Origin of the sequence: Shewanella sp. 10N.286.48.B5, from assembly GCF_002874355.2 — a bacterium.
Taxonomy (GTDB): domain Bacteria; phylum Pseudomonadota; class Gammaproteobacteria; order Enterobacterales; family Shewanellaceae; genus Shewanella.
On sequence record NZ_MCVG02000001.1, the window covers coordinates 2,354,260 to 2,379,358 of the forward strand.

Genomic DNA, 25,099 nt, shown 5'->3' on the forward strand with positions numbered 1-25,099 from the left:
TTCATCATCAATAAACCGAGCAAAATGCCTGAAGTGATTCAGGCATTTTTTTATCTGTAGTACTAGTTTCGATTACTGAAGGAAAAGAAAAACAAAAAAGCCAGCGGCTAGCTGGCTTTAATCAGTTACTTAGAAAGTATCGTTTAAGGATGACAAACGTTATGCATTTCTAAGTTAGTACCAATGTCTTTATTATTGGCTTTGGCATCATCATTTCGCAGTTGAGTCAGGTGATCCAAGTACGCCTGGTCAACATCGTTAGTGATGTAATGACCATCAAATACTGAGGTTTCAAAGCGCTTAATTTCTGGATTTTCCATTCCAACGGCTTCAACCAAGTCTGATAAGTCTTGGAAGATAATCCCATCAGCGCCGATGATTTTAGCGATTTCATCAGCATCACGGCCATGAGCAATCAACTCATTGGTGGTTGGCATATCAATACCGTAGACATTCGGGAAGCGAATTTCAGGTGCTGCTGAAGCAAAATACACTTTCTTAGCCCCAGCTTCACGAGCCATTTCAATGATTTGCTCAGAGGTGGTACCACGAACAATTGAGTCGTCAACTAACAATACGTTCTTACCAGTAAATTCAGTTTTAATCGCGTTTAGCTTACGGCGAACAGATTTCTTACGCTCTTGCTGACCCGGCATAATAAAAGTACGGCCAATATAGCGGTTTTTAACAAAACCTTGGCGATATGGCAGGTCCATTCCACGAGCAATTTCTAGGGCGATATCACACGAGGTTTCAGGAATTGGGATCACCACGTCAATATCATAATCTTCCCATTCCTTTTGAATTTTTGCGCCTAATTTAGCCCCCATGTTTACACGGCTGGCATAGACAGACACTTTATCAATACTCGAGTCTGGACGAGCGAAATAGACGAATTCAAAAATACAAGGTGCATAGCTTGGCTCAACCGCACATTGGCGAGTAAATAGTTGACCATCAAGTGAAATATAAACTGCTTCGCCTGGCGCAACGTCGCGCATCACTTCAAAGCCAACTGCATCAAGTGCCACTGATTCAGAGGCGACCATGTATTCGGTACCTGTTGGGGTTTCGTTCTTACCAAGTACTAAAGGACGGATCCCAAATGGGTCACGAAATGCCACTAAGCCTTGGCCAATAATCATCGCCGCAGCAGCATAAGCACCGCGAGTTTGTGAATGAACTTTCGCTATTGCATCAAAAACTTCATCAGCGCTTAAGGTTAAGCTGCGGGTTTCTTGCAGCTCATCAGCAAGCAAGTTTAATAACACTTCAGAATCTGAGGTGGTATTTACATGACGGCGCTTTTTGATCAGTCCTTCAGCAAGCTCAACTGTATTCGTCAAGTTACCGTTATGGGCTAAGGAAATACCAAATGGAGAGTTAACATAGAATGGTTGTGCTTCAGAGGCACTCGAGCTGCCTGCTGTTGGATAACGTACGTGTCCAATACCTGCATTACCTTGAAGGCGTTGCATGTGTTTGATTTCAAATACGTCTTTAACGAGTCCATTAGCCTTACGTAAACGAAATGCATTTTTGTCCACGGTCACGATGCCTGCAGCATCTTGACCACGGTGCTGAAGCACGGTCAACGCATCATAAATGGTTTGATTAACCGATGACAGACCAACTATTCCGACGATACCACACATGGGTAAGCTTCCTCATTGTAAGATGTTTTATATTTATATTTATATTTTGGGTACAAAGCTGGAGGTATTTTCCAGATAGTCAAAAAACCACTGAATAACCACACCAAATTGGGGTACAAGCTCTGAATCCGTCCACCAGTCTTGACTTGAAGCACCGGTAAACGCATCCAGAAAAAATAATATTGCGCTGACGATTAACGCCCCGCGAAGCGCGCCAAAGCACAAACCTAATACGCGGTCTGTGCCTGACAAGCCGGTTTTTGACACCAGTTGGCCTAATATGTAATTAACTAAGGCACCAAGAATGAGAGTAGCGATAAATAAAATAGCAATTGCAACGCCATTTCTAAGCATTTCGTCATTCATCTGCGTTAGGTGAACAGCGAGATCTTGATAAAATTGGCTAGCAACAAAGAAAGCAGCGAACCATACCACTAGCGACATGGCTTCTTTGGCAAATCCACGTATCAAACTGATAACAGTTGATAGGCCGATGATAATGAGAATAGCGTAATCAATCCAAACCATTGAGAGAGGGATCCGGTATAGATGTTAAGACGGCGCGATTCTAACAGAGACTGAAAAGTTTCACACCTCTAGCAGAATAAATTGACTGTGCGCTGAAAAAAACAATGATGAATAGTTAGTTTTCTAGGGGATTGTATTGCACAATCTTGCCTTGAAGACCGGTTATTTTCTGTATTTTTTGTTGATAACTTTTCAGTTTATCTGCTGAGAGTTCAGGGCCGACAAACACTTTTGTTAAAGAACCATCAATCGGTTTAGTCGGTAATGTATAAGCGGTAAAACCATTAGTGCGCAGCTTTTGAACTAAGCCTTCAACATTTTTAGCGTTATTAAAACCACCCAACTGCAAGGTAAATCCCGCTTTGATGGGCTGAGCTTGTTTTATGGCTGATTTAACAGTTTCAGGCTTTGAGGTTACTGCTGTTAATGCGGTTGCGGTGTTGGCACTTGTGACTGACTTTGTTCCACTGTCAGTTTTAGTCGCTGGCGTAGTGCTGGTTTTTTCTGAAACTTGAGCTAAATCTTGGGTTGCTGCAATCTCTTCAACTTCAAAGGTTTCAGGAGTGTAACCCTCGCCAATTTGATCGCTTGCTTGCTCAGTAATCACTGGGCGTAAAGGAATTTCTGTAAACTCTTCAACTTGGCGCTGCTTTTTACCGTCTAATAAATCAGGTAAAAATATAACCCCAAGAGCAACGATCACTATGGTGCCAACTAAACGGTTTTGAAATTGACCAGACAAATCTTTATCCCTTTTTTAATAATTCACTAAACGCTGCCACAGTGTAAAATGAGCCAAAAACAATTACTACATCATCTGCATTTATATTTGACTTAATACTGCGCCAAGCCAAATCCATTGAGTCAAATTGTGATGCAGACAAGCTTGTATTTAACTCCTTGGCTAATGTTTTAGCATCATTTCCGCGCTCAACCGGTAATGATACAAAGTTCCATTCATCAATACTGTCTTCAAGCTCCTTTAAAACTGCAGCGGCATCTTTATCTTTTAACATACCGCATAAGGCAATAATGCGCGCAGGCTTAAAGCCTTGCAGTTGCGTAGCAAGGTATTTCGCAGCATGGGGATTATGTGCTACATCAACCCACACTTTTGGTTGTTCTAGTACTTGCTCAAAGCGGCCTGACAAACTGGCATTGGCAATGCCCTGTTTAATATCGTTATCACTGAGTTGTGGGAAAGCCTGCTCAATAACAGCAATGGCAGTGGCGGCATTGGCTAAAGGTAATCTCGGTAATGGTATAGCCTCTATGCTGCGATTAGCACTGCTATAGTGCCAAGTTGAGCGGTTATCTGTGCTAGTGTCATTTGCAATAACATAGCTAAAGTCTTTATTAACACTATAAGCATACGCATTAATCGCTTGGGCATATTCGGTTATGGAATTAGGGCAATCAGGTTCGCCAATCACCGCTAAACGCTCAGTTCTAAATACTCCTGCCTTTTCACGGCCGACTAGCTCTCTGGTATCACCTAGATACTCTTGATGATCAATATCAATCGAGGTAATGACACTGACATCGGCATCAATAATATTGGTTGCATCTAAACGACCACCTAAGCCCACTTCCAGTAAAATAATCTCAGGTTTAGCCAGCTTGAAAATATATAATCCTGTTAAGGTGGCAAATTCAAAAAAGCTTAATGAGATCTCAGAGCGGGCATGTTCAATGACACTAAAGGCTTCAATAATTTGCGCATCTGTCACGTCAATATGATTAAGCCTTACGCGCTCGTTAAAGTTAACTAAGTGCGGCGAGCTATAAACCCCAACCGTTTTACCGGCTTGCAAAAATACCGCCTCAAGCATGGCGCAAGTGGTACCTTTGCCATTGGTTCCGGCAACGGTAATCACTTTAGAGTCAGCTAAGGACAATAGACTTAAACGCTCAGCAACGGCCGTGACTCGGGTTAAGCCCATATCTATTTCAGTGGGGTGAATCGATAATAAATAATCTAACCATTGGGACAAGCTTGCGTCTTTTGCAGGCTTAACGGTTAATTGCGTGTCATTATCTGTCTTCATTGTATCCCTTTTGAATTTGTCCCATGCTCACATTGTTGTTTCGTAAACAGTAAAAATGCGACTATTTAGCGATCAGTAGCAGCTAAGTGTCTAATCTTGCATAAATAGCGGCCCCATTGGCGGCTTAGGTAAGTTGTAGTGCTCTGGGTAAGTCACATCCACCAGATATAAGCCATTGGGCTTTGATGTCGGCGCGGCAAATTTTCTATCTTTTAATGCTAGAAGTTCATTAACCCACTCAATTTTTTGATGTGACTGGCCGATTTCAAGTAAGGTGCCAACAATATTACGCACCATATGATGCAAAAATGCATTGGCTTTAATATCGATAATAATGAATGTTCCTTGACGAGTGACATTAACAAATTCAATGGTTCTTACCGGGCTATGGGCTTGGCACTGTAATGCTCTGAAGCTGGTAAAGTCATGTTCACCAACAAACAATTGCGCGCCTTGGTGCATCAAATTGTGATCCAGTGGGTAGTGATAATGGGTTAAACCCTTATTTAAAATACCCGGTCTAAATTCACTGTTATTGATAATATAACGATATCGACGTGCAGTCGCTGAAAAGCGAGCATGGAAGGTCTCATCCACTTCTTTCGCCCAGCGGATTGCAATATTATCAGGTAGCTTGGCATTAACGCCTAATGTCCACGCTGACATAGCTCGATTAGCTTGAGTATCAAAATGTATGACTTGACCTGTTCCATGTACCCCAGAATCTGTACGTCCCGCACAGATAATTTCAATCGGTTCATTGGCAATTGATGATAACGCCGCTTCGATTTGCGCTTGCACAGAATCAACTTCTTTCTGTCTTTGCCAACCAAAATATTGACTACCATCGTATTCGACGCCTAAGGCCACACGCATTGATTAAACCCTCTAATTTTAAGTGCGCGCATTTTATAACAAATTAACTGAAGATGTAATGCAAAAGCACAACCCACTGTCAGAGTCTGTATACCTGATACAAAAACGGCGCAGTTAACTGCGCCGTTTTATGTACTTTATGATTAGCTTATATCATTCAGTAGTTTTGAGGCTTCACTTTGTTGGCGTTCATTACCGTCAATTTTGACTTCAGTGAGTAATGCTTTGGCAGCATCTTCATCTTCAATCTCAATGTAGGCACGGGCCAGATCTAATTTGGCATTAACTGAATTTTCTTCGTCATCAACATCAATCATTTCCGCATTGCCAATAAGGGCATTAACTTCGCCCATATCCACTTCAACATCTTTGTACTGATCGCTTACTTCAACTATTTCATCGGCATCATTTAATAATACGTCAATATCGATGAAACCGTTTTCTTGTTCAAAGGTATTAAGAGTCTCTTCAGATGGTGTTGATTGCTTTTCTTCAGCGTCAAGGGCTGCAAGGGCTTCATCAACAGTTAAATTATCTTCAGTAAGAGAATAACTGCCATCATCTGCACTATTAACTTCATCTGCACTATCAACATCATCTTGGTTGCAGGCTCGTTTAAATAATTCTGACTCCCAATCTAATTTGGCCGGCTCAGCTTTTTTTGATTTTAGATCATCAAAAAAGCCTGACTCTTTTGGCTCAAATTCAGGGTTTTCGTTAAGCTTGCTGTCATGGTCAGTGTCAGTGTCTTTATCAGCGACTGTGTCTGGAGCTGCATCAGTTTCAGCTAAGTCATCATCAAGTGCTGAAAGGCCTGCCAGCATGTTATCAAATTCAGCTTCAGAGCCTCTTTCGTCCTCCGAACACTCATCGATTGAAAATAATGGCGGTTCATCATCCTCGGCGAGCTTATCGACATCAAAGTCTGCCAATAACGCATCAAGATCGTCGGCATCTGTATTGCTATCGTTATTAGACTCTGTTGATTTCTCAGCCGCTAATAACTGGTTAACGAGGGGATCATCGTGCTGATCATCATCTAGGCCAAGAGTGACATCATCACCAGAGGCAAATGTGAGTGGCTCGGCTTGGCGCGTATCTGTATCTGCAAGGCTGGCTTCTGGCTCATTATTCATGTCAGCAAGCAAGGCATCTAAATCGGCATCCGATGTGGTGGCGTGTTCGTGCTCGCCTTGTTCCTGCTCAAGCTCGGCGGCAATTTGCGCGGCGAAATCATCTGCCCCAGTAAATGACTCTTCAGGCTCTGCTGTCTGTTGAGGTAACTCGGTTTGTGTTTCTAAATCTGAAATGAGTGAGTCAAGATCGCTATTGTCGCTATCAATTTCAAGCTCTGATTCAATTTGGGCTAGCTCAGAAGCTAATTGCTGCTCGACATCGACATCTGAAGTGGCTAGCGGAGTAAACTCTTTTTCAGGATCGACTGTTGCCAGTAACTCATCAAGATTCTCGCTGTCATCTAATGTGGTGGCAACATCGCTTTCTAATTCAGCTGCAATTTCGGCAGAAAAATCTTCTGCCCCTTCAACATCATCAGTAACGTCGATGGATGCAAGTAAGGCGTCAATATCATCAACTGAATCATCAACTGCGCTATTGGCAGATTCATCAGCCTGTGTATCGACAACATTTGATGATTCAGGCGCTAAATCAAAGTCAGCTAGTAAGCTGTCGATGTCATCTTGAGTATCTGTTTCTGGCGTTTGCTGTAAAGATCCGCTATCTAATTCACCGTCTGCTTCACTGCCTGCTTCGGTTATAGCTTCATCTGCCGGTAAATCAAAATCTGCCAGTAAGCTGTCGATATCATCTTGGGTATCTGTTTGGCTTGGTTCTGGTGCGACTTCAAATTCAGCTTCTGCAGCAACTTCACCAGCATTATCCGTCGGTAAATCAAAATCTGCCAGTAAGCTGTCGATGTCATCTTGGGTATCTGTTTGGCTTAGTTCTGGTGCGACTTCAGATTCAGCTTCAGCAGCAACTTCACCAGCATTATTCGTCGGTAAATCAAAATCAGCCAGTAAGCTGTCGATGTCATCTTGAACATCTGTTTGGCTTGGTTCTGGTGCGACTTCAGATTCAGCTTCAGCTTCTGCAGCAACTTCACCAGCATTATCCGTCGGTAAATCAAAATCAGCCAGTAAGCTGTCAATGTCATCTTGGGTATCTGTTTGGCTTAGTTCTGGTGCAACTTCAGTAGTATCCTCTGCTGGTAAATCAAAGTCTGCAAGTAAACTGTCTAAATCTTCTTCGTCTGTTTGTTTAACTTCTGCTGATTCATCAAGACCGTCAAGTAAGCTTTCAAAATAGTCTCCTTCGTCTTCTATAGACGCCAATTCGACTTCTTGCTCATTCATGGCTTCAGACCACAAATCATCTAGTGAGGTGCCTTCAGCTATTTGTTCGCTAGCCTTTTCATCTTCGATATACATATCAACATCATCAGCACCATCTAAAGATAATTGCGTTTCGTTGGTGATATCTAGATCAAGCAAATCTTCCGTAGAGTCTTCTTCATCTAAATGAATCGCTAAGTCATTGAGATCGTCAATATCATCCGTAACGGCTAAGGGTTCTGAACTAGTTTCAGCTTGAGGTGTTTCATTGATGCTTTCATCCTGCTCATTTTTACGGCGCATCAGCCAGAAAATAATCAGAAAGATTATAATAAGCGGTAATGCCGCGATAACGGCAAGCAATATCATGTTGTCAGCAATTGACCGCCAAAAGTTAGTTGGCTGCTCAATGACTGTTGGCTTAGCATTTTCAGCAACCAATAGCGCGTAGGCCGCTTCAAGTTCAGTGTGCTTTTCAGAAAGTAATTGTAACTCTTCTTGTGAGACAGAAAGCTGCAAAGACAGCTCTTTTATCTTCGCTTTTAAGGCAGCGTTGTCAGCGTCCTTAATCATTAACATATCTTCTGAACGCGCCAATTCATCGGTTAAAGATAAACTTTTACTTTGTGCGTTCTCGAGTTTAACGGTTAACTCATCAATGAGAGGTTGGTTAACCTCGACTGTATTTTTAAGTGTTTTTTCAGCTACGATGGCTAACGGTTTTTGAGCTGAAGTTGCGCTCGTTTGCCCAGCACTTACCGCAGGCTTTTGCGGCGCTTTGACCGTTATATTGGCATTCGCGAAGCGTTTATCATTATCTTCAGCCCGAAGCTTGGCATCCGCTTTGGGGATTTGCGCCATCACATCTGCAGAAGGGACCAACAGCGTCATCCCCCGCTCTAAAGAATTATAATTATCACTGCTAAAGGCATGGGGATTAGCATCAAAAAGTGCCGCCATCACTTGGTATATGGTGATATTTTGATTGGGCCTAACCTTTTGCGCAATACTCCAAAAAGTGTCGGCTGAAGTTGTAGGACCATATTGACGGGCAACGATAGAATTGACTTCGCCGTTGGGGCCGGTAATTTTTAGCGTCTGAGCATGGACAGGCTCAACCGTAGAAGAAGCAGAAACAGCGGCCAAAGCACAGGCCATTATGCCAACAAAATAAGCAGTACGAAGAATCATCAATCTTTCCTTTGAGCGCTATGGGGTTGTCATCATGACAACTGGCTTTAGGCAATTGTATTTATTAGTTTTAGTATTCATAAGACTATAAACCAGATTTAATTACCCTGCTACTGTGAACCACGCTAAAATGAAAAAAGCCTGCAGGCTGCAGGCTTTTTAATCTAAATAGCTCTATTTATAGGGATATTATCGTATTAATAATAATCTCTAATCAAGACTTCGGCTATTTGAACACTGTTTAAAGCAGCACCTTTACGGATGTTATCGGCAGTCACCCATAAATTTATACCGTAATCATGAGAAATATCTTTTCTCACACGGCCAACAAATACTGGATCGGTACCTGCAGAGTCTGTCACTACCGTTGGATAATCTTCATCATTTTCAAATAACACGATACCTTCAGCATCACGTAGGACGGCTTTTACTTCTTCTGCTTCAACAGGTTGGCGAGTTTCAAGGTGCACTGCTTCTGAGTGACCATAAAAAACCGGAACACGCACCGCTGTTGGATTAACCACGATATCGTGATCACCAAAAATCTTTTGCGTTTCCCACACCATTTTCATTTCTTCTTTGGTGTAACCATTGTCCATAAACACATCAATTTGCGGTAATACGTTAAAAGCAATTTGCTTTGGGTATACTTTATTTTCAGCTGGTAAACCTTGAAGTAGTTTGGCCGTCTGACCCGCTAATTCTTCAATAGCTTGCTTACCTGAACCTGATACAGACTGGTAAGTTGCCACGTTAATACGTGAAATACCAAATGCATCATAAATAGGCTTTAGCGCCACTAACATTTGAATGGTTGAACAGTTAGGATTAGCAATGATATTACGATTACGGAAGTCTGCGATGGCCTGCGGATTAACTTCTGGTACCACTAATGGCACATCGATGTCATAACGAAAATGTGAGGTGTTATCAATCACCACACAGCCATGCTCTGCAGCAATCGGGGCCCACTTAGCTGAGACGTCACCACCTGCGGAGAAGAATCCAATTTGAGCCGTGCTCCAATCGAACGTATCCACATCTAGAATTTCGACTTGTTTACCATTAAAGCTAACGGTTTCACCTGCACTGCGGCTACTGGCTAATGGGTATAAGTTTGCAACCGGAAAGTTTCGCTCTTCAAGGATCTCAATCATAGTTTGACCCACTGCGCCCGACGCACCTAAAACAACAACATTAAATTCCTGTGACATAATTAACGCTCGACTCCTGAAAAACCTAATTTATAGACCCAATTTACCTTACAAGCACCCGTGTTGACTAGCGACAATGCACTAAATTCACGTCGATGAGTGTGATTTTTTCTCATATGATCGAAGCCATTGTGATTTAGAAAGGTTTTTCTAAATAATTCGTCATCATCTTTGAGGTTATAAACCTGTCTAGCAAGGGTAAGTAACTGACTTTCTGTCGGTTGCTCTGCCACGGATAATTGATTAATAAAAAATGACGGTAACAGGCTCGATACTGATTTCTCATGGGGCAACTTTAGGATGTCACACAATTTTTCAAACAACATAAAGGTGCCCCGAGCTTTGCCTTCTAAGCTATATCCAGCAATGTGAGGAGTCGCAAATTCAGCTAACGGCACCAGCTCAGCCATTGGGTGTGGCTCACCTTCCCATACATCTAAAACCAGTTTTAAATCGTCACGTAGACGCTTAACTTTTATCAAGGCTCGGTTATCAATGACCTCACCTCTGCAGCAATTTAATAACCAGGTATTTTCTCTTAGCTGCAGTAATCGAGCTTCATCGAATAAATACCAGGTTTTATCTGCGCCTTCTTTGGTAATTGGCACATGTAAACTGATGATGTCGGCTTGCTCGATTATGGTATCTAATGACACGAACTGGCGTTCATCCGCAGCACTTTTTTCTAAAATAGGATCACATAACAGTACTTTCATGCCATAAGCGTTTAGGCACTTTTCTAATGCTGAACCGGTATTACCCGCACCGACAATGCCAACAACTTTATTTTTTATTGGCTGCTTAAAGCGTTTAGCCAATTCAAGCATGGCGATAAAAGCATACTCGCCCACCGCTGTGGCATTGCATCCAGGGGCATTAGTAAACGGGATATTACGCTGCTTAAGATAGGCTAAATCAATATGGTCGGTACCTATGGTGGCACTGCCAACAAACAGTAATTTGTTTGCTTTAGACAATAAGCCTTGATTGACCTTAGTAACTGAACGAACTAGCAGCACGTCAACATCAATCAGTTGCTCTGGTGCTAATGAGCGACCATTTACGCGCTCAATTGTCCCTAGGTGCCCAAATAAGGCTTCCACATAAGGCATGTTTTCATCGGCAACGATTTTCATAAGTGTAATTAGCCATAAATACTGTGATTATCTGCTTATTCTATCAAGTTATTAGAATGCATAGGTATCAATGAATTAGAAATATTGTTTTCGAGCCGCATTGATTAGCTATGTGTAAAAATAGTTTTAATCTGCTTTAAAGGTCAAAAAACACAAAAAAGCCTTCTAGTCTGTCGACTAGAAGGCTTTGATTACTTTATACGAACGACTAATAAAGTCGCTGTCTAAGCTTATTTATACTTGCGCATAACCAAAGTGGCATTAGTGCCACCAAAGCCAAAGCTGTTGCTCATCACAGTCGTTAGCTTTGCATCACGATACTCAGTGACTAAAGGAATACCAACGGCTTGTTCATCCAAGGTATCGATATTGATACTTGGTGCAATAAAGCTATCTTCCATCATCACTAAGCTATAAATGGCCTCGTGAACACCGGCTGCACCTAATGCATGGCCAGTCAATGATTTAGTTGATGCAACTGGAGGCATGTCTGTCGGAAAAACCTCACGCAAAGCTTCAAGCTCACGCACATCACCAACTGGGGTTGAAGTACCATGAGTATTGATATAATCAATTGGGGTATCAACATCAGCTAGCGCCATTTGCATACAACGCACAGCACCTTCACCTGACGGTGCAACCATGTCGTAGCCATCAGAAGATGCGCCATAACCAATGATTTCCGCATAGATTTTTGCGCCACGAGCTAATGCATGCTCTAACTCTTCAACGACAACAATCCCGCCGCCACCAGAGATAACAAAACCATCACGGTCAGCATCGTAAGTACGTGAAGCCTTTTCAGGCGTGTCATTATACTTAGTTGACAATGCCCCCATAGCATCGAAGCCCATGGTTAGGGTCCAATCTAGTTCTTCTGCACCACCAGCAAATACCATATCTTGCTTACCCATTTGAATAAGCTCAGCTGCATGGCCAATACAATGTGCTGAAGTTGCACAAGCAGAACTAATTGAATAATTCATACCTTTAATTTTAAATGGGGTCGCTAAACAAGCACTCGCCGTACTGGCCATAATGCGCGGTACAATATAAGGGCCAACACGTTTTACGCTTTTTTCACGTAAGGTGTCAGCTGCTTGTACTTGATTTTTAGATGATGCGCCGCCAGTACCGACCACTAAACCCACGCGATGGTGAGAATACTGCTCTTCTGTCAAATTAGCATCACTGATTGCTTCTTGCATTGCAATATAAGCGTAAGCTGCTGCGTCTCCCATGAAGCGTAATGCCTTACGGTCAATATGCTCAGCAGGGTTTAATTTGATATCCCCCCAAACATGACTACGTAATTTCATTTCTTCAAATTGATCTGAATGGGTGATACCACTACGTCCAGCTTTCAATGACTCTGTCACTTCTTGCTTGTTATTACCGATGCTAGAAACAACACCTAAACCTGTAATTACGACTCTTTTCATTTTATGCTATCCATTTTGTACATGTCAGTACCTAATTTTGCTGTGGCAATGATATCCGCTTTAGATGAATAAAGTGGTCAGCTTTCAGCAAACACAGGTAAAATAATCTCAATTGAATCATTTTGAGTAACGAACTTTGACCAAATTAACCACTGACTTCCTTTTTATAGACCGAGATTGTGCAACATTTTCGGCAAAATATCCAAGTAGTTACTGTCAAAATCCTGATTATGCCTCTAGCATAAGGCATTATCATCAAACTGTCCTGTCTGATGCAGCAGTCTCAAATAAAACCTTATCCATTGCTCAAATAGGCTTCGGTATTGGTATGGAGCTCATGTCACTATGGCAGTTATCTCTAACAAAAAACCAAAAAACACTGCTCAGCATATTTGAACCTAATCCTATAAATTCAGCTGAATTAGGCTTTTTACATCAACATCTTGATAAACAAGATCCATTTTATGAATTAGCCTTAGTCCTTCAGCAAGCTTGTATCGCCAAAATATCTGGTTGCCAAAGATTGGTGTTAGCCAAAGGTTTATTCACTGTTGATCTGTATTTCGGTTCATTGTTAGAAAATTGCCAAGGTATTCCCAACGCCGAAAAAATGTTGATATCAAACTGGCATTGCTTACCTCATACGATTACAAGCCAATATATAGATCAATACCTTAGTGAAAAGTTACTGTGGCAAATGGGCAGACTGAGTGAAGATACAGCCAATATTCACTATTTTGACTCTGCCAGTGACAATGATAACGCAACGCGCTTTAAACAACTTAACCTATTAGCCAGCAGAAGCGGTTTTGGCGTAAATAATATTTTTAACCAGAAAAGTGAATGTCAACCTGATACTCAAAAACACGATTCTATTGCCTTACAAGAGCGCCAAGCGCTGCGCCGCAGTACTGATAGCCATTACGCCTATTGCTTGAGCCCTTGCAGTGAACATCATCAAAGCAGTGACGACACTATCGCCATTATTGGTGGCGGTATAGCTGCAGCCCATTTGGCGTTATCACTGATTGAACGTGGGCAGAGTGTCACCATTTATTGCAAAGATAACCAATTGGCTGATGGCGCATCGGGTAATAAGCAAGGCGCTATTTATCCCCTACTCACTCCTGATAACAACCTGATGAGTCAGTACTTTCAACAAGCTTTTTTATTCAGTCGCCGTAGGTTGCAGCAATTAACAGCGTTAGGTCACCAGATTGACCATCAATTTTGTGGTGTACTGCAAACTGGGTTTGATGAGCGCAGTGATGCCAGACTGAATAAAATTATGCTTGGTCAGCAGTGGCCAAAAGAAATTGCTTTTAGTGTTAACGCTGAGCAAGCCAATCAACTGGCAAGAATCGACATCAACAAAAATGGCTTTTACTATCCTTGGGCTGGTTGGATCTGCCCTTTTGAATTTGCTCAGGCAGCCATTGCTCATGCCACTTCAGTTGCAGAAAAAAATGGCTGTAAATTAATAATTAAGCTCAACACTAAAATTAACAGCCTTGAGCGAGTTAACAGTCCTGAACGGGTTAACAGCCTTGAGCACGACATTGACTTAACACAAGATGGCAAAGTGCCCTCTCAGAGTGCTTACTGGCAACTTAACGCCAGTCATGACAACGAGCAACATGATAGCTTTAGACATTGTAAAGTCGTCATCGCTTCAGGGGCTCAATTAACTGATTTTAAACAAACTAAATTATTACAGGTCACAGGCTTTCGTGGCCAAGTGAGCCATATACCCAGCCAAGGTGAACTGGCTCAACTTGATACGGTGATTTGCGCCCACGGCTATCTCACTCCCAGTAATAATCAGCGCCACTGTGTTGGGGCAAGCTATGTAAAGTCGCCCGATAATGTAGATTACAGTCCCACTGAGCAATTAGAAAATGCCCAAAAAATGCATCAGAGTTTTCCTGAGCGTAACTGGCTGTGCGATATTGATGTATCAGCTGCCAGCGCCAGAGTGGGCGTTAGAATGGTTACTCGTGATCATTGCCCTATGATGGGACTCGCCCCTAATGTTGAAGCCATTTATGCCCAATATAATCAGCAGCCATTAGAGCAACATCAGCATAGTCCCGCTAGCCGAAAGTTTTGGCAGCAACACCAAGCACCAAGCTATGACAATTTATTCATTTTGGGAGGACTAGGCTCAAGAGGCCTAAGTTCTGGGCCTTTAGCTGCAGAGGCATTAGCGGCAATGATATGCAATCACACGCCACCACTTAGCTATGAAATGCTGGCAATGCTTAACCCCAATCGAATGTGGTTAAGAAAGTTACTCAAAGGTAAAGCGTTAAGCTAATTGAGCGTTTTAATTCAATCGACAGAGATAACAATGAATCATCTAATCCATCAAGCTTACGAAGGCGAGATTTACGGCATTGCATTTTTTAGTTACTTTGAAAATGTTGACGATAATGATGAGCAAAATAAGCTCTGGAAGGCGTTAGTGGAAGTAGAAACGGTTACCGCAGAGTTATTACTACAGCATCTTTTGAAACAACCTCAAAAATATGTGTTTAAAACCGCTGAATTAACCGCACAAGGCGATGACGATGCCAAAAAGTGGATCGACTTACCTTGGCTTGAATTAATGCAGACCTTAAGCCAATGGGTTGAACCTTATGAAGTAAAATATCGACAATGGTTACAGCAATGTCAGCTTCAAGATAGTCAAGAGAGCCGTCAATTAGCACCGACATTTGAACTTATAGCAGAACATGAAACTGCAATTTATCACTGCTTACAAGCTGAGCTAACTCGAGCCTATGCACAAGCAGAAACTCAAGTAGCAACACAAGTAGCAACACAAAAAAGTGGCTTGGAATATTTAAGCTCTTTTTTGAACAAATACAACAAATAGCCACTTAAGCATCTAAAAATCAGGCATAAAAAAGCTCAATAGGACATTATCTTATTGAGCTTTAGTTATTACCAGGCGATTAACGCTGATCCAATTAACCGTTTACTTTTTTAGCCAAGTTTTGACTTTGGTACGATTATTATTGTCGCGACTTTCACGAATTAATTCATCGTCTGCCGCTATTTGAGTACTTTTTGATAAGCGGTCATAAAGCAATACATTCACTGACGCAGCTAAGTTCATACAACCGACAGTTGGCACATAAACCACATCATCCGCGGCATCGATAATTTGCTGGGGTATGGTGCCATCTTCAGGGCCAAAAATATAAAATGCATCTTGCGGGTGCTCAAACAAAGGCAGCGGCGTTGCGCCAACCACTAGATCAACACAAATGATTTTTGCGCCTTGTGGCACTTGCTCAAGTAAAGACTCAACAGCGGTGAGCGGAATAGTAGCGGCCGCATTTTTGGTATCGATGTCATATTGCGCTTCACCAGAACGTGCCGCCAATGCATAACGATTGCCAGTGTAAAAAACCGAATTAGCTCGGTAACAGCCAGCAGCGCGCATAATGCCGCCAACATTTACTGGTGTTTTTGGGTTAACAAGCCCAATTGAAACAGTTTGCTTAGTCATAGATTATTTAATGTCGCTAATAATTTGACGAAGCTGTAACCATGCAGCCTTGACTAGACTGAAATCTGCTTCATCTAGTTCATCGTTTGCTAGCGCTAAACAATCGACCATTTTATCATCTAATGCATCGATGCCAGAAGTCTGCTCTTGCTCAAGCTGTGACAATACAACAGCGATATGGCCTTGCAAATAACCACTGGCAAATAACGCATCATCATCGCCATGGGCAACGTTACTTTCAATCCATGACTCTAATGCAGCATCATATTTTTCTAACATGGTTTAGCTCTCCGATAAATCTGGATTTGCCACTTGGTACATCACGTAATCGTGGTATCCAGTAACAATTTTATAATAGCCCGTAAGCTCTCTATCTAATTCTGGGTCGCCACTATCCACAATTAATGGCCTGCCTTCAAGTGCTTTTAACTTAGTTTTTGTAGCAAGGATAATAATATTGTCTTTACCAACTTGTTTTATTAGCTCTGGAGACAACTGCTGATTACCTCGACCTAATATGTGGCCTTGACCGCCAATGAGGGTAATAACCAGTTTTGTGGGTTTATGCTGAGTAAGCTCAATTAACTGCTTAGCAGTAACATCACTGGCTACTAAGGTTTGATCATGAATCACATCAACACCTAATAAGGTGTTATCAATATTGAGCTCTTCCATTAACGCAGCAACAGTAGAGCCACTGCCTATGATATACAGCTCATCTTCCATCTGACTAATCACATCAGCTGCGATATCAGCTAACACCAGTTCATCGACTTCCTTGCCGCCCATTTTTACCGCTTGAATATAACGTGGCTCTGCAGGCACCTGCATTTCACCGTATCGTTTGGCTTTTACCACACCTTGCCTAAACGCCACTTCATCAATATCCATCACGTCAGCATCCATCAAGCTCACCAATTCACGTTTTAACAGCATTTCAACCACAACACCGGCAGCATGGGGGGTAATCGCATACACCCCAGAGTGAATCTTAACCCCAGCAGGCACACCTAACACAGGTAAAAGCGCAGTATCATCTTGCTCAATGACACTATAAATATCTCTGGCAGTGCCGTCACCACCGGCAAATAACAGTAAATCTAACGATTCATTGATCAGTGCTTTAACGGCTGATTGAGTGTCTTTAGCTTCGGTTATATTCGCAGACTGATAAACGCACTCAGTATTAAACCCAAGCTGTTGGGCTAAATCATGCCCCATCGCGCCGGATGCGGTAATAATATCGATTTGATCTTTAAATGGCAGCACAACCTCTAAAGCTTGTTGCATTCTAAGCTGCGCTTTGGGCTCAGCGCCTTTTGCAATAGCTTGCGTCGCAACACCGTCAGAGCCTTTTAACCCGACACTACCACCTAATCCAGCAAGCGGATTGATAATCAAACCTAAACGAAAACGCTTCACGAAATAACGTCCTTTTTTTTCTCTGAAATGGCCATAACGGCAAGCATAGATAAAAATGCACACATAGCGGCAAAAATCCAAGTATTGGTAGAGCCAGAACCATCACCCCAAATAAGCCCGCTTATCCAAATACCGAGCGCGCCACCAAAACCAAAGCTGATACTGGCGTACATGGCTTGGCCTTTGCTGCGATGGGCAATATCAAAATTACGATGAATAAACTGAATAGAAGCCGCATGGGTTAAACCAAAAGTAAAGGCATGCAGCGCTTGGCTAATGGATAAAATTAAGATGCTCTCAACCCCATAAGCTAACAACAACCAACGAACAGCCGTTAATGCCACACTGAGTAGCAGTAATAATTTAACCCCAAACCGACCCAGTAACCTTGGTGCTAGCATGAACATTAAGATCTCGACCACAACACCAAAAGCGACAAATAACCCCGCGCTCGCTTCAGAGTAACCCGCTTGCTTTAGGTAAAGTACGAAGAAGCCATAAAATGGCCCAACACTCATCTGTAATAATAAGGCTGAGACTAAAAACCAAAATATAGGCGCGGTAATTTTTAAAGGGGGCCTTAAAGATGCGTCAGCAACTTTGACTCGATTAGCAGGCAACGCCAAGGAACACAAAAACATACCGATGAATAACAGCATGCCAATTGAGGGCAATATGTCAGCGCCAAACTGGCTGATAGCAAAGCCACCAGCCACCACTAAACAAATGTAACCGACACTGCCCCAGCTTCGAATCGCGCCATAGCGATGCGCTTCATCACCCAAACTTTCAAGGGTAATCACTTCTAACTGAGCGAGAATTGCATTCCAAAAAAAGGTATAGATAAACAAGCTAATGGCAAGGTAAACCACACCAGCATCAAAGAAAAAACTGATGTAAGTTATCGCCGCGGCAGCTGATCCAAACTTAACTAACTCACTGCGCATGCCCGTTCTATCAGCGACAAACGCCCAAACGTTAGGTGCAATGATGCGTGTTCCCATGAGTATTGCCATGAGAAAACCAATTTCTTGCGCATTGTAGCCTCGGTTATCGAAAAACACACCGAGATAAGGAACCATTAAACCGAGGATGGAAAAGAAAAAGAAATAACAAGCACTGAGCCAAACTGCTTTTGGCTCAGTGCTTAACAAATTAGGCATTACTTCATTCCGATGACAGGGGTTTGGGAAACCACGTCCTGATTTTGCGCGCGATGACGAAGTAAGTGATCCATCAATACGATAGCCAGCATGGCTTCGGCAATCGGTACAGCACGAATACCAACACATGGATCATGACGACCTTTAGTGACCACATCTGCTGTGGTACCTTGAGCAGTCATACTTTGACCAGGTACTGAAATACTAGAAGTTGGTTTTAATGCAATATGCGCAACAACAGGCTGACCAGAAGAAATACCGCCAAGTACTCCGCCCGCATGGTTAGACTCAAATCCTGCTGGCGACATTAAATCACGTCCTTCTGAGCCTTTTTGGGTTACCACACCAAAGCCATCACCAATTTCAACGCCTTTAACCGCATTGATACCCATTAACGCATGAGCAATATCGGCATCTAAACGGTCAAATACTGGCTCGCCTAAACCAACAGGAACACCTGTTGCTGCCACGGTAATTTTAGCACCGACTGAATCGCCAGATTTTTTCAAATCACGCATGTATTCGTCTAGTTGCTCAAGCTTACTGGCATCAGGGAAGAAAAAGGCATTTTGCTCAACTTCATTTAAATCAACTGATTCAGCGCAGATAGGACCTAGCTGAGACATGTAACCATGGATTTCAATACCATGTACTTGCTTTAAATATTTTTTAGCTACAGCGCCAGCAGCAACTCGCATCGCCGTTTCACGCGCTGATGAACGTCCACCACCACGATAATCACGCAAGCCATATTTTTGCTGGTAAGTGTAATCAGCATGACCAGGACGGAATAAGTCTTTAATATTTGAGTAATCTTGGCTACGTTGATCGGTATTTTCAATCAATAAGCCAATCGATGTACCGGTAGTTTTATCTTCAAATACCCCTGACAAAATACGAACTTCATCAGCTTCGCGACGCGCGGTGGTATAACGAGATGTCCCAGGGCGGCGACGATCGAGATCATGCTGCATATCTTCAACGGTTAACTCAAGCCCTGGAGGGCAACCGTCAATAATACAACCTAACGCGACACCGTGACTTTCTCCAAAGGTAGTCACTACAAAGTTTTGACCAATACTATTTCCTGACATGCGTTCTGATTACCTCAGCTAAATTTTATGCTAATAGCTATTATTCACTATCCCTATTATTCACTATCTTTGTAGATGGCGAAAAGTGATTCATTTTCAACTAGCTGATCATAAGTCAATACAAACACGCCATCGCCGCCATGTTCAAACTCAACCCATGTAAATGGTACGTCTGGGAACTGCTCAATTAAATGCACCATTGAGTTACCCACTTCAACCACTAACAGACCATCTTTTGTTAGGTAGTCTGATGCATTAGCTAAAATACGCTTGGTTAAATCTAAACCATCACGACCCGATGCCAGCCCAATGGCAGGCTCATGATGATATTCATCTGGCATATCGCCAATATCTTCTTCATCTACGTATGGTGGATTAGATACGATCAAATCGTACTGCGGCCCTTTTGGGATAGCAGAAAACATATTTGACTGAATAGGGAAAACACGATCTAGCACGTCTAAGGATTCAATATTAATTTGAGCAACTTCAAGTGCATCTTCACTGATATCTAATGCATCGACTTCTGCATCTTCAAATGCATAGGCACACGCAATTGCGATGCAGCCACTGCCGGTACATAAATCCATCACACGATGAACTGGCTTGTTATAAAGCCAAGGGCTGAAATTATTGTTGATCATTTCAGCAATTGGAGAACGTGGTACTAACACACGTTCATCAACATAAAACTCTAAATCAGCAAAGCGTGCTTTATTAGTCAAATATGGAACAGGTAGACGCTCACGAACACGGCGAATAATTAATTCCACTATTTTATGCTTTTCACTGCTGGTTAAATTGGCATGAACCACTTGCTGGCCGATTTCTTCAGGAAGGTGCAGTGCGTAAAAAACCAAAGCAATCGCTTCGTCCCAAGCATTATCAGTTCCGTGACCATAATAAATGTTGGCATCGTTAAAACGGCTAACGGCCCAACGTAACATATCGCCAACGGTTCTTAATTCGGTGACAGCTTCATCTACAAAGATTTTATCCAAAACATCGCTCCTGAAAAATTGTTCCCACACATTGTAACTGAAGTCTATTAAGATGACCTAGAATTCAATACAATAGCAGCATGAATAAAGAAAATAACCCTGACTTTGCACTGTTTTCAGAGCACTTGGATGGTATTAGGCCATTAAACCAAGATAAGCATCATTTTAAACAGTCAGTCAAAACTAAACAACAAGTCGAAATCAAAGAACAGCAGGTTTATGCCGACAGTTATTTTTCAGATAACTATCAGCCGTTACTCCCCGTTGAAGGGCCGATGCGCTGGTTAAACGATGGTGTTGAAAAGATTGAATTAAAACGACTTCGCCGTGGTGATTACCAACCTGACTTGTTACTTGATTTGCACGGCATGCGACAAGCTGAAGCTAAACTTGAGCTTGCAGCCTTAATACAAGCCTGTGTGAAACAGCATGTTATCTGTTGCTGCGTCATGCACGGCTATGGCTCAGGGATTTTAAAACAGCAATTACCCATGTGGCTGGCTCAACACCCAAAAGTCAAAGCCTTTCATCAAGCCACCAAAGAATGGGGCGCTGATGCTGCGCTACTGGTATTGATTGATATTGGTGAGCATCCCCATAGAAGATAGCGGCTATTTACAGTTAATAACGACAAGCATTTAAATAATTATCTTGAGCCAAAACTAAAAAGAGCCTTAAAAGGCTCTTTTATATTAAATACTCAACCAAGATTCAATAACTGCAGTTACCAATCACTCATTGGAAGAACTTAAGCGCTTATTTGAGTTGGGGTTTGCATTAGCTCAAAATGAAAACCGTGTTCGTTTTTATCAATCGATACAATAGCCGATGTAGCAAATATCGGAGGCTCCATACCTGCAACTAATTCACTGACCATATAACCTAGAATAGGCATGTGAGCGATAACTAACACCTTTTGAGCATTGTAATGTTCAGCATAAGCTAAAATAGCATCAACAGCGATTTGAGGGCTGCCAGAAGGCGTTATATCATCTAACACTAACCATTTGTTTGGTTCCGGTAGATGTTTAGCCACTTCTTGCCATGTTTGTTGTGCCCTTAGGTAAGGACTTACTATCACTAAATCGACACTGTTTACTTTCTGCGTTAACCAATTGGCCATGGTATTTGATTGATTACGCCCAACTTGAGATAACATACGCTCTCTATCAGATGGGGCGTCAAAACTTGCTTCGCCATGGCGCATTAAAAATAGCTGCATACTTCTCTCGCTACTCATTATTATAGTGTTTATTGGCTAATTGTAGCCTTAAATAATTCATCCACAAAGAAACTATGAAGTAAAATTAATTAGTCTTTAGTCGATGTTTCTATGAATTTTATGCGTATTATTCTGAAAAGCTATTAAACTCTTTCAACAGTGTGACTAAAAGTTGCTAAAAACCGCTAACAATATCACTATATATATTCAAACTACTTTTTTAATAGTTGCAAAGTGAGCAACAAAGAACCCAAGTAGTTACTCAAGTCGTTATACAGTGCCTTCTCATCTGGAGCATTATCTTGACCATAAAACCAGACACTACACAGCCTGAAATAGTGAAAAGCCCAAATGATCATCGCCAATACCAATATATGGTTTTGGAAAATGAATTGCGGGTGTTATTAGTTGAAGATACCAAGGCTACCCATGCGGCAGCGTCCATGACCGTATCTGTGGGTCACTTTGACGACCCCACTTCGCGACCCGGCATGGCGCACTTTTTAGAGCACATGCTGTTTTTAGGCACTGAAAAGTATCCAGATTCTGGTGAATATCATCAGTTTATCAATCACCATGGTGGTACCAACAACGCTTGGACAGGCACTGAACAAACTAATTTTTTCTATAGTATTGATGCTGAGCAATTTGAAGAATCTTTAGACCGATTTAGTCAATTTTTTATCGCTCCTAAATTTGACTTAGAACTCGTTGATAGAGAAAGGCATGCCATTGATTCTGAATACAGTTTAAAGCTTAAAGACGATATTAGACGGGTTTACCAAGTACAAAAAGAATCAATCAATCCAGCACATCCATTCAGTAAATTTTCAGTGGGCAATCTGCAAACCTTAGCAGGCGACGAAGCTGATGTGCGCCAAGAATTACTGGATTTCTATCAAGAAAAATACAGCGCCAACATTATGACATTATGCCTAATATCGCCGCTATCGTTAGACCAGCAAGCTGAAAAAGTACAACAATATTTCAGTGCTATTAATAATAAAAAGATAATAAAGAGCTACCCTGACACCCCTTATTTAAGCCAAGAGTTATTACTAAAAAAAATTAATATCATGCCAGTAAAAGAGCAAAAGAGGCTCAATATTAGTTTTGCCCTGCCTAGCATGGAACCTTTTTATAAAACCAAACCACTGACTTTCATTAGTCACTTATTAGGCAATGAAAGTCCTGGTAGTTTACTGTCATATTTAAAAGAGCATGGTCTAGCCAATAATTTATCGGCAGGTGGTGGGGTCAGTGGTTACAACTTCAAAGATTACAGCATCAGTATCCAGCTAACCGACAAAGGTTTAACGCAAGTTGATGAAATCGTAACCTGCACATTTGAATACCTTGAATTAATTAAAGAGTCAGGCATTGAGCCTTGGCGTTATCAAGAAAGAGCAAGCCTGTTATCTACAGCCTTTAAATTTCAAGAACAAATCAAAAATCTAGATCTTGCCAGCCACCTTAGTATCAACATGCAGCACTATGATGTTGAAGATGTGGTTTACGGTGATTACCGAATGGATAAACTTATTGAGACAGAAACTCATGAGTTACTTCATTATTTTAATCCTAACAACATGCGTACTCAGTTACTCTCAAAGGAAGTAAGTACTGACACTCAGGCGCAATGGTATTTTACCCCTTACTCTATTGAGGAGATCTCAAAAGAAAAAGTGGCCCATTGGCAGCAGGTAAAACCAAGAAAAGAACTAAAATTACCCCTTAAAAATCCTTTTATCGTTGACGACCCACAAGCTAGAAGTGAACTAAGTACCAGTGCTGTGCCGACCATTGTGGCTGAAGATGAAGGTTACCGTTTTTGGCATCGTAAAGATGATGAGTTTAACGTACCCAAAGGACATTTATATTTATCCTTGGACTCAGATCAAGCTAGCCCCACCCCAAAGCATGCCGCGTTAACAAGACTGTATGTTGAGATGGTGCTAGATTACCTCGCTGAAGCCACTTATCAGGCTGAAGTAGCAGGACTAAATTATAATATTTACCCTCATCAAGGTGGAATAACACTGCATCTAACCGGCTTTACCGGTAATCAAGAAACGCTATTAGCTTTAGTAATTGAAAAAGCCAGAGAGCGAAACTTTACCCAAGATAGGTTTAAGCTTATCAAAAAGCAGCTTATCCGTAGTTGGACTAACGCAGCCCAAGCCAAACCCATCGCGCAGCTCTTCACTAGCTTGACTGTGACACTGCAGAAACGCTCTTACGAGCCCACTAGAATGGCAGAAATGTTAGAGGAAGTGACACTAGATGAATTACATGAACACGTAGGGGCATTTTATGAAAAAATTTATGTTGAAGGTTTAGTCTATGGTGACTGGTTAGCGAGTGAAGCCCAGCAACTGGCGAGACGCTTAAAACAGGTTCTGTCATTGGTAACAAAGCCCAGTAACGAATCTAGTCGCGAACTCATTAATCTGTCTAATCGCGGCATGTTAATGCGCGAACTCAACATTGAGCATCAAGACAGCGCGATCATTATTTACTACCAATCAAAACAAACAACTCCCCATCAAATTGGGCTGTTTAGTTTATTAAATCATACGATGTCTTCGACATTTTTCCATGAACTCAGAACAGAAAAACAACTTGGCTATATGGTCGGAACGGGCTATTTACCTTTAAATCGACACCCGGGGATGATTTTCTACATCCAATCACCCACAACTGCGCCACGAAAGCTTCTTGAAGCCATCGATGAATTTATCGCGGACTTTAACTATGCAGTCATGCAGATAACCAAGGGGCAGTGGGAAGCTACTAAGCAAGGTTTGATCAACCAAATTTCAGAAAAAGATGCTAGTTTGAAAAGCCGAAGCCAACGCTACTGGGTCTGTCTTGGTAATCGTGATTATGAATTTAATCAAAGGGAAAAAGTAATAGAGGAAATTAAAAAGCTCACCCGCGCTGATTTGATTAAGTTTATCGTAGAAAATATGCGCTCAAAGCACAGTGACCGATTAGTGTTATTTAATGTTGGAGAGCAGCATCAACAACTTGAGCCTATTGCTAACACTCAAGTGATAACAGACTTGAAAGGCTTTAAGCAGCAAGCAGAGAAGTTTAATTTTTGAGAAACGTAATATTTTTCACCCGTAACTTAATCACATAATTAATTGTTACTACTTTACTAAACTGCGCATAAATACAGCAACCCAGTGGAATACGCTATAAAAACGTTAAAATTAGATAATTATGAAACA

Annotated in this window: 19 protein-coding genes and 1 pseudogene; 4 read left to right on the plus strand and 16 right to left on the minus strand. The window is 41.8% G+C overall.

Features of this window, described 5'->3' with window-relative positions; translation table 11 throughout:
- Window positions 1–143: 143 nt before the first annotated feature.
- The 9 genes from purF to fabB all read right to left on the minus strand — a co-directional run bounded on the left by purF (window position 144) and on the right by fabB (window position 12,444).
- Entirely contained in the window at window positions 144–1,655 is a 1,512-nt protein-coding gene (purF, locus tag BCU57_RS10095) for an amidophosphoribosyltransferase (protein WP_102437447.1), read from the minus strand.
- Window positions 1,656–1,694: 39 nt separating this feature from the next.
- Complete coding sequence (locus BCU57_RS10100; RefSeq protein WP_076537127.1) at window positions 1,695–2,183, minus strand: CvpA family protein; 489 nt, start codon at window positions 2,181–2,183, stop codon at window positions 1,695–1,697.
- Between the two features lie 115 nt (window positions 2,184–2,298).
- A complete protein-coding gene (locus BCU57_RS10105; RefSeq protein ID WP_102437449.1) occupies window positions 2,299–2,925 on the minus strand; it encodes an SPOR domain-containing protein in 627 nt (208 codons plus the stop codon).
- Between the two features lie 4 nt (window positions 2,926–2,929).
- Entirely contained in the window at window positions 2,930–4,231 is a 1,302-nt protein-coding gene (folC, locus tag BCU57_RS10110; protein ID WP_102437452.1) for a bifunctional tetrahydrofolate synthase/dihydrofolate synthase, read from the minus strand.
- A 90-nt stretch (window positions 4,232–4,321) separates the two neighbouring features.
- Window positions 4,322–5,107, minus strand: coding sequence for a tRNA pseudouridine(38-40) synthase TruA (gene truA, locus BCU57_RS10115; RefSeq protein ID WP_102437454.1), 786 nt, complete (start codon window positions 5,105–5,107; stop codon window positions 4,322–4,324).
- A 143-nt stretch (window positions 5,108–5,250) separates the two neighbouring features.
- On the minus strand, window positions 5,251–8,652 hold the full coding sequence (locus BCU57_RS10120) for a FimV/HubP family polar landmark protein (RefSeq protein WP_102437456.1): 3,402 nt from the start codon (window positions 8,650–8,652) through the stop codon (window positions 5,251–5,253).
- Window positions 8,653–8,849: 197 nt separating this feature from the next.
- Window positions 8,850–9,866, minus strand: coding sequence for an aspartate-semialdehyde dehydrogenase (locus BCU57_RS10125; protein ID WP_102437458.1), 1,017 nt, complete (start codon window positions 9,864–9,866; stop codon window positions 8,850–8,852).
- A gap of 2 nt (window positions 9,867–9,868) precedes the next feature.
- Complete coding sequence (locus tag BCU57_RS10130; RefSeq protein ID WP_102437460.1) at window positions 9,869–11,002, minus strand: 4-phosphoerythronate dehydrogenase; 1,134 nt, start codon at window positions 11,000–11,002, stop codon at window positions 9,869–9,871.
- Window positions 11,003–11,232: 230 nt separating this feature from the next.
- The gene (gene fabB, locus BCU57_RS10135; RefSeq protein WP_076537142.1) at window positions 11,233–12,444 is read right to left on the minus strand and encodes a beta-ketoacyl-ACP synthase I; all 1,212 of its coding nucleotides are present in this window, start codon (window positions 12,442–12,444) and stop codon (window positions 11,233–11,235) included.
- Between the two features lie 136 nt (window positions 12,445–12,580).
- Between fabB and mnmC the strand changes: the two genes are divergently transcribed.
- A complete protein-coding gene (gene mnmC, locus BCU57_RS10140) occupies window positions 12,581–14,761 on the plus strand; it encodes an FAD-dependent 5-carboxymethylaminomethyl-2-thiouridine(34) oxidoreductase MnmC (protein WP_241903487.1) in 2,181 nt (726 codons plus the stop codon).
- Between the two features lie 33 nt (window positions 14,762–14,794).
- On the plus strand, window positions 14,795–15,322 hold the full coding sequence (locus BCU57_RS10145; protein ID WP_102437462.1) for a hypothetical protein: 528 nt from the start codon (window positions 14,795–14,797) through the stop codon (window positions 15,320–15,322).
- Window positions 15,323–15,424: 102 nt separating this feature from the next.
- On the opposite strand, the pseudogene BCU57_RS10150 reads toward BCU57_RS10145, so the two are convergent.
- From BCU57_RS10150 to prmB, 6 genes and pseudogenes are all read right to left on the minus strand, one after another.
- Window positions 15,425–15,946: pseudogene (locus BCU57_RS10150) on the minus strand (RNA methyltransferase); the annotation flags it as partial.
- Window positions 15,947–15,964: 18 nt separating this feature from the next.
- The gene (locus tag BCU57_RS10155; protein WP_076537149.1) at window positions 15,965–16,240 is read right to left on the minus strand and encodes a YfcL family protein; all 276 of its coding nucleotides are present in this window, start codon (window positions 16,238–16,240) and stop codon (window positions 15,965–15,967) included.
- A gap of 3 nt (window positions 16,241–16,243) precedes the next feature.
- On the minus strand, window positions 16,244–17,383 hold the full coding sequence (locus BCU57_RS10160; RefSeq protein WP_102437466.1) for an ATP-NAD kinase family protein: 1,140 nt from the start codon (window positions 17,381–17,383) through the stop codon (window positions 16,244–16,246).
- Window positions 17,380–18,546 (minus strand): MFS transporter, encoded by a 1,167-nt coding sequence (locus BCU57_RS10165; RefSeq protein WP_102437468.1) that lies wholly within the window; start codon window positions 18,544–18,546, stop codon window positions 17,380–17,382. Before BCU57_RS10165 ends, BCU57_RS10160 begins: the two co-directional genes overlap by 4 nt.
- Complete coding sequence (gene aroC / locus BCU57_RS10170) at window positions 18,546–19,640, minus strand: chorismate synthase (RefSeq protein ID WP_102437470.1); 1,095 nt, start codon at window positions 19,638–19,640, stop codon at window positions 18,546–18,548. The genes BCU57_RS10165 and aroC overlap by 1 nt, the downstream gene beginning before the upstream one ends.
- 56 nt (window positions 19,641–19,696) lie before the next feature.
- Window positions 19,697–20,641, minus strand: coding sequence for a 50S ribosomal protein L3 N(5)-glutamine methyltransferase (gene prmB / locus BCU57_RS10175; RefSeq protein ID WP_102437472.1), 945 nt, complete (start codon window positions 20,639–20,641; stop codon window positions 19,697–19,699).
- A gap of 80 nt (window positions 20,642–20,721) precedes the next feature.
- On the opposite strand from prmB, the gene smrB reads away from it, so the two are divergent.
- Window positions 20,722–21,249: an endonuclease SmrB gene (gene smrB, locus BCU57_RS10180; RefSeq protein ID WP_102437474.1), complete on the plus strand. Its 528-nt coding sequence runs from the start codon at window positions 20,722–20,724 to the stop codon at window positions 21,247–21,249.
- Between the two features lie 140 nt (window positions 21,250–21,389).
- Here smrB and sixA read toward each other — a convergent pair whose 3' ends face one another.
- A complete protein-coding gene (gene sixA / locus BCU57_RS10185; RefSeq protein WP_102437476.1) occupies window positions 21,390–21,863 on the minus strand; it encodes a phosphohistidine phosphatase SixA in 474 nt (157 codons plus the stop codon).
- 374 nt (window positions 21,864–22,237) lie between these two features.
- Between sixA and BCU57_RS10190 the strand changes: the two genes are divergently transcribed.
- Window positions 22,238–24,970: an insulinase family protein gene (locus BCU57_RS10190; RefSeq protein ID WP_102437591.1), complete on the plus strand. Its 2,733-nt coding sequence runs from the start codon at window positions 22,238–22,240 to the stop codon at window positions 24,968–24,970.
- The last annotated feature ends 129 nt before the right edge of the window (window positions 24,971–25,099 follow it).